The sequence below is a fragment of the Texcoconibacillus texcoconensis genome (assembly GCF_014202575.1).
GTDB lineage: Bacteria > Bacillota > Bacilli > Bacillales > Salisediminibacteriaceae > Texcoconibacillus > Texcoconibacillus texcoconensis.
On the sequence record NZ_JACHHB010000028.1, the window covers coordinates 1 to 5432 of the forward strand.

Annotated in this window: 4 protein-coding genes; 2 read left to right on the forward strand and 2 right to left on the reverse strand. The window is 43.4% G+C overall.

Annotation, left to right across the window (positions count from 1 at the left end):
• Both ltrA and HNQ41_RS16365 read right to left on the reverse strand, forming a co-directional pair.
• Positions 1-1124: group II intron reverse transcriptase/maturase (gene ltrA, locus HNQ41_RS16360; RefSeq protein ID WP_184665514.1), on the reverse strand; the 1124-nt coding region annotated here is incomplete at its 3' end.
• 701 nt (positions 1125-1825) lie between these two features.
• Positions 1826-3019, reverse strand: coding sequence for a cation:proton antiporter (locus tag HNQ41_RS16365; RefSeq protein WP_184665515.1), 1194 nt, complete (start codon positions 3017-3019; stop codon positions 1826-1828).
• A 608-nt stretch (positions 3020-3627) separates the two neighbouring features.
• Here HNQ41_RS16365 and HNQ41_RS16370 point away from each other — a divergent pair.
• Both HNQ41_RS16370 and HNQ41_RS16375 read left to right on the forward strand, forming a co-directional pair.
• Positions 3628-4716, forward strand: coding sequence for a GerAB/ArcD/ProY family transporter (locus HNQ41_RS16370; protein WP_184665516.1), 1089 nt, complete (start codon positions 3628-3630; stop codon positions 4714-4716).
• A gap of 261 nt (positions 4717-4977) precedes the next feature.
• A complete protein-coding gene (locus HNQ41_RS16375; RefSeq protein WP_184665517.1) occupies positions 4978-5355 on the forward strand; it encodes an N-acetylmuramoyl-L-alanine amidase in 378 nt (125 codons plus the stop codon).
• Positions 5356-5432 lie beyond the last annotated feature (77 nt).

A 5432-nucleotide genomic window follows, 5' to 3' on the forward strand; every position in this document is an offset into this window, starting at 1 on the left:
TTCATTCTGGAGATGCCATAATACGCAATCCATCCTCGGAGTACTTCATTCACTTCCTTTATAATTTCACGCACGTTCCCCGGTCTCTTTCGTGAAAGAAGGAATCTGACCTTCTTTTCCAATCGGTGTTTTGCCTTTATGTGAGTACGAATTCCACTTCTCCCTCTCGGGAGTGACTGGAGGCAGAAGCCAAGGAACTTCCTTCTTGTCGGAGTACCAACCGCGCTTTTCTCTCTATTCACCGTCAAACGAAGTTTGTTTTCCAGGAAGGTCGTGATACTATTAAGGACACGTTCGCCCGCCTTACGGCTTTTGACGTAGATATTACAGTCGTCTGCGTAACGAACGAATCGGTGACCTCTTTTCTCAATTTCTTTATCCAGTTCGTGAAGATAGATATTACTGAGAAGTGGAGATAGGTTTCCACCTTGTGGTGTGCCAGTTTCACTCGGATGAACGTGGTCACCAATTTTCACTCCAGATACAAGGAACTTGCGAATCAGTTTGAGGATCATACGATCCTGGATGAACTCACTCACAAGATGCATCAGTTTGTCGTGGTTGACGGTATCGAAGTATTGTTTCAAGTCAATATCAACCACATAGCGGTATCCTTCCTCATGATAGGATTTTGCTTTCGTGATAGCGTCATGCGCGCTTCTTCCTGGTCGAAACCCATAGCTATTCTCGGAGAAATGAGGGTCAATGTAGGGAGTGATCACTTGTACCAGTGCCTGTTGAATCACTCGATCCCTTACCGTAGGGATTCCCAATTCTCTTTTATCGCCATTGTCTTTCGGGATGGAGACACGTTTAACTGGACGCGGTTCGTACGAACCATCTTTAAGAGAAAGCACAATCGATCTATGGTGCTCGGCAAAGTAAGAGTGAATTTCGTGCGTTGTTACACCGTCAATTCCTGCGCTTCCTTTCTTTTGTTTCACTCGTTTAAATGCATGTCCTAGGTTCTCCCGAGAGACGAGTTTCCTCATCAGTTCGGAAGGCTCACCATCCTGACTCTTCTTTTCACCGCGAAGAATGCTACACACTCCTGCATTGCTCTTCGCTTCCAGCGTACCCTCCTGCAGGCAGCCATCTCTCGATGTTGTCTGTGGTCGATGCATTCTTCACACCTCCAAGGTTGTCAGAGATTCTTATTGTTCGACCCTTCGTCACGGTGTGACTACTATGGTCTCGGCTGACTTCTTACCATTCACAATGCCATTACTGACACCGTTGTCCCTGTAAGGAATTACTCCTTCTTAGAGACCCTGATAAGACCTCCCCGGGTAAGTCTAACCGCTTTCCTCTCGTAGACACTGGATTTACTGTAGGAGATTTGGGCAGTGTCGGACTTCGTTTTGTTATGCAAACTCGTCCGTCTCCAGTCAGCCTTTTATCCAGTTTCTGTTCGTTGCCCCGAGATTTTGCGTCCGGCTTCCTTCAGATTCCACCTCACGGTGGATACCCTTGCCATTCGCTAACAGTTCCCACTGCCAAGCCTGTAGTGGACTTTCACCACCTAGCTGTCAGACATGCCGGGCAAACATAAAAAAGCATGACAAGTGAATGTCATGCTTTCAGTGTGCTAGTGCTAATAGGTTGCTACTTTACTTCGCTTATTTTTCTTCCACGTTGCCTACATTGACACAACGATACCTCGTTGATTTTTTTGCCTATCCCTGTTTTGTTTACATTATTAATTCTGCCACGCTTACATCACTTCACAGCAAATGCGAATACACGGTCGAAGCACAAGAATGGGCCCTGTGCTAAAAACCCCCACAGAGATTCATTCCTCTGTAGGGATTAACTAAATTTGCATTTAATCGGCGAGTCCTAGGCTCCTGGCGAGTGGGGTCATGGTGAAGCCGTGGACGCATACGGTTGTGAAGACGAGTGCTAGTGTTAATGGTACTAATAAAGATGCGTCGGAAAAACCTGCTTCGACTAGTTTACTTTGAAAGTAACTGCTCACTGTTAAGGCGACGATCCCGCGTGGGGCGATCCAGCCAATTAATGTTTTTTCACGTAATGGTAGATTCGTCTTGATTAAAGATAACCAAACCGATAAAGGTCGGATAAGGAAAATCATTACGAGCACAAATGTTAATAAGTGAACATCCATGATCGTCATTAGTTCTTCTCGCGTGACTGATGACGCTAAAATGATGAACACTGAAGAGATTAACAATACTGAAATGTTTTCTTTAAAATGTTGTATGTTTGCTAAGATTTCTCGGTCGAGCCCCATGTTGGCCATGGCTAAGCCCATTGCGGTGACGGTTAACAGGCCACTTTCAGGCATCATGACGTTGGAAACGCTGAAACTTAGGACGATGACTGCGAACATGAATGATGTTTGCATGTAATGGGGGATGAGTCCTTTTTGAAAGACGTAGCCCATCATGTAACCGATAAAGTAGCCGCCGATCGATGTGACGATGGCTGCTAGAAAGAATAATAGCATGTGCATTGAGTCTGCGGCGCCTGTTAGGGATACACCGAGCTCAAAAGCGAATAGTGCAAAGAGTGGGCCGATCGGGTCAACGATAATGCCTTCCCAGCGTAATAGCGCGGCCGGGCGCCCTTGTAAGTTTGATTGGCGAAGGAGCGGGCCGATGACTGTCGGGCCGGTCACGACAAACAAGCCGCCGATGACAAACGCGACAACCCAGGATAGGCCCATGATATAGTGCGTCGCGATGGCTGTGAAAATCCAAGAGATTAACGGCGCGATCGTGATCATACGCCAAACTGGCTTTTTGAAATTGATGATTTCCCTTCGATCTAAACTCAAACTTCCTTCAAACAAAATAATGGCAACGGCCATGGAAATTAAAGGATCCATAACAGAGCCAAATGCCGCTTCCGGATCAATGATGCCGAGACCTGGGCCGAACAGCACACCAGTAATCGTCATCACAAAAATAGCGGGCAGGCCCCAGCGCCAAGAGAACCATTGGGAAAATAAGCCGATGAATAGAATAATCCCGATTGTCAGTAAGGTTAAATGCATTGATTCCCCCCCTTTTATGTATGTTTCTATGATGATGACTGCATCCAATAACCAAATGATTTGAAAGTCATTCGTCTATTTTAAAGCCTCACATATCGTTTTACTACCCTATACAAAGAATTGTAAATGAATAATTTGGTATTCGCTCAGGTGGGGTGACTTTCACGCAGGTAGAATCGGTATTCGTATAGGTCGACTTCTTTTTCACCCAGGTGGAATCAGTATTCGTTCAGGTCGACCTCTTTTTCACCCAGGTGGAATCAGTATTCGTTCAGGTCGACCTCTTTTTCACGCAGGTGGAATCAGTATTCGTTCAGGTCGACTTCTTTTTCACCCAGGTGGAATCAGTATTCGTTCAGGTCGACTTCTTTTTCACCCAGGTGAACTCGGTATTCGTATAGGTCGACTTCTTTTTCATGCAGGTGAACTCGGTATTCGTTCAGGTCGAACAGTTTTCCGTTCAGGTCATTGGTTTACTGCTTTAACTAGCAGGGACTACGCCTATTATTTTTATGGATGAAAATGGTGAGGGTAACATATGCTAAATGTTGTCTATTTAATCCAAGGTTAGCTTGAATTCTGTAATGGATGTTTTAGGAGGACCATCTATGATTGAGAAAGGGAAGATATCAGCTTTTCAAATGTCCATTTTAATGTACCCTGCAATTATTGCTACAGGAATCCTCATTATACCGTCCATCACCGCACAAGAAGCAGGGCGAGATTTATGGGTCTCTCCAATTTTTGCATCTTCACTTGGATTTTTAACAGCATACATTGCCATTAAACTGCATCAACATTATCCGGGAAAAAGTGTTATTCAATACAGTCAAGATATACTAGGTACGTTTTTAGGAAAAATCATTGGCCTTCTCTACATTTTTTTTATTTTACATAGTAATGGGATTATCTTTCGGGAGTACTCAGAGTTTATCATCGGCGTATTTTTATTAGATACGCCACCTTCTCTCATCCTTGGGAGTATGGCGATCGTTTGCGCTTTTGCAGTACGTGGAGGGTTAGAAGTCATCGCTCGTACTGCTCAAATTTTTATTCCTATTGTCATATTTTTAATTGTAGGTATGGCGGGACTTATAGCAAAAGATTTAAACCCTGAATATATTCTCCCGTTCTTGGGAGAGGGAATCGCTCCTTCATTAAAAGGGGCTAAGGCTCCTGCAGCTTGGTTTATTCAAATTTTTCACATCTCTTTTTTTCTTCCGTTTCTCACCAATCGGGATGATGGGATGAAGTGGAGCATGATTACCTTGATTTTCGTGGTACTTACATTAGTAACGACGAATTTGATGGCGTTATTTTTGTTTGGTGATTATGTTACAGGTCTCTTGTATCCAGTTATGTCTGCCAGTCGTTACATTAGTGCTGCTGGTTTTTTTGAAAATCTTGAATCGGTCGTTATGGCCTTATGGGTTGTTGGTGCGTTTGTGAAGATTTGTGTCTTTTACTATGTGACGGTGTTAGCAACAGCTCAATGGCTGAACTTATCTGAATACAAAGCGATCGCTCTTCCAATCGGTTTCATTACGGTTTTGTTCGCTTATTGGTCTGGCAGGACCTTTATAGAATTAAAAGATTTCTTAGCTATGCCGGTACCTATTTATTTGTTTACCTTTTATACGGTCATACCTATTCTTTTGTTCGTTCTTTCACTGATCAAAAAAAAGAGAAAAGGCTAGAAACAGTGAGACTGAAAATAGGTTTGGAAGTATGCTGCTTTTTCTGGAGTTAGGGCGCTTTCGTTTAGGTGAGGCTGACTTTCAGGAAGGTCGCTCAATTATTCGTTCAGGTGAAACGTTCTTTTGTACAGATTGGGGCAGATCCCCAAACACTTTAGCGGTGGATGACATATTGTAGATGTATCGAAGGTTAAAATTGCGTCGAGATTCGCAAGTAGTCCATCCTTCGAGGAGTCACAGCCTTAAGGGGGTTGTTATTACATGGATGTGAGGTCATCCAACCTTAATTGGAGAGGTTCATTAACTCCTCTCAATAAAAGAAATATTAAAGGAATCGCCCTTCATCATATGGCACATGAAACGGCAAGTATTGAAGAAGTTCATAGATGGCACTTGAATAGAGGGTGGACAGGTTTAGGTTATAACTTCTGGATTGATAAAGAAGGTCATGTCTATGAAGGAAGAGGCTGGCATCAAGGTGCACATGTAAGAGGCCATAACCAGACGACAATCGGGGTTGGGTTTCAAGGAGATTTCCAACAAAACGATAGCATGACCGGTGCACAAGTGAGAGCTGGTGCTAATTTGATTGAGCACTTATTTTCTCAATTAGGTCGTAAAGTGGAATGTCAACACTAAACTGAACAATTTCTTTAAGGTACATTTACTTTTTAAAGAGCTAATAAGTTATGAATCTTCATTTGAAAATGATGCTA

What these genes read in the sequence shown, in the direction of transcription:
- HNQ41_RS16365 (WP_184665515.1), bottom strand. Translation starts at nt 3,019, where the DNA reads ATGCATTTAACCTTACTGACAATCGGGATTATTCTATTCATCGGCTTA.
- HNQ41_RS16370 (WP_184665516.1), top strand. Translation starts at nt 3,628, where the DNA reads ATGATTGAGAAAGGGAAGATATCAGCTTTTCAAATGTCCATTTTAATG.
- HNQ41_RS16375 (WP_184665517.1), top strand. Translation starts at nt 4,978, where the DNA reads ATGGATGTGAGGTCATCCAACCTTAATTGGAGAGGTTCATTAACTCCT.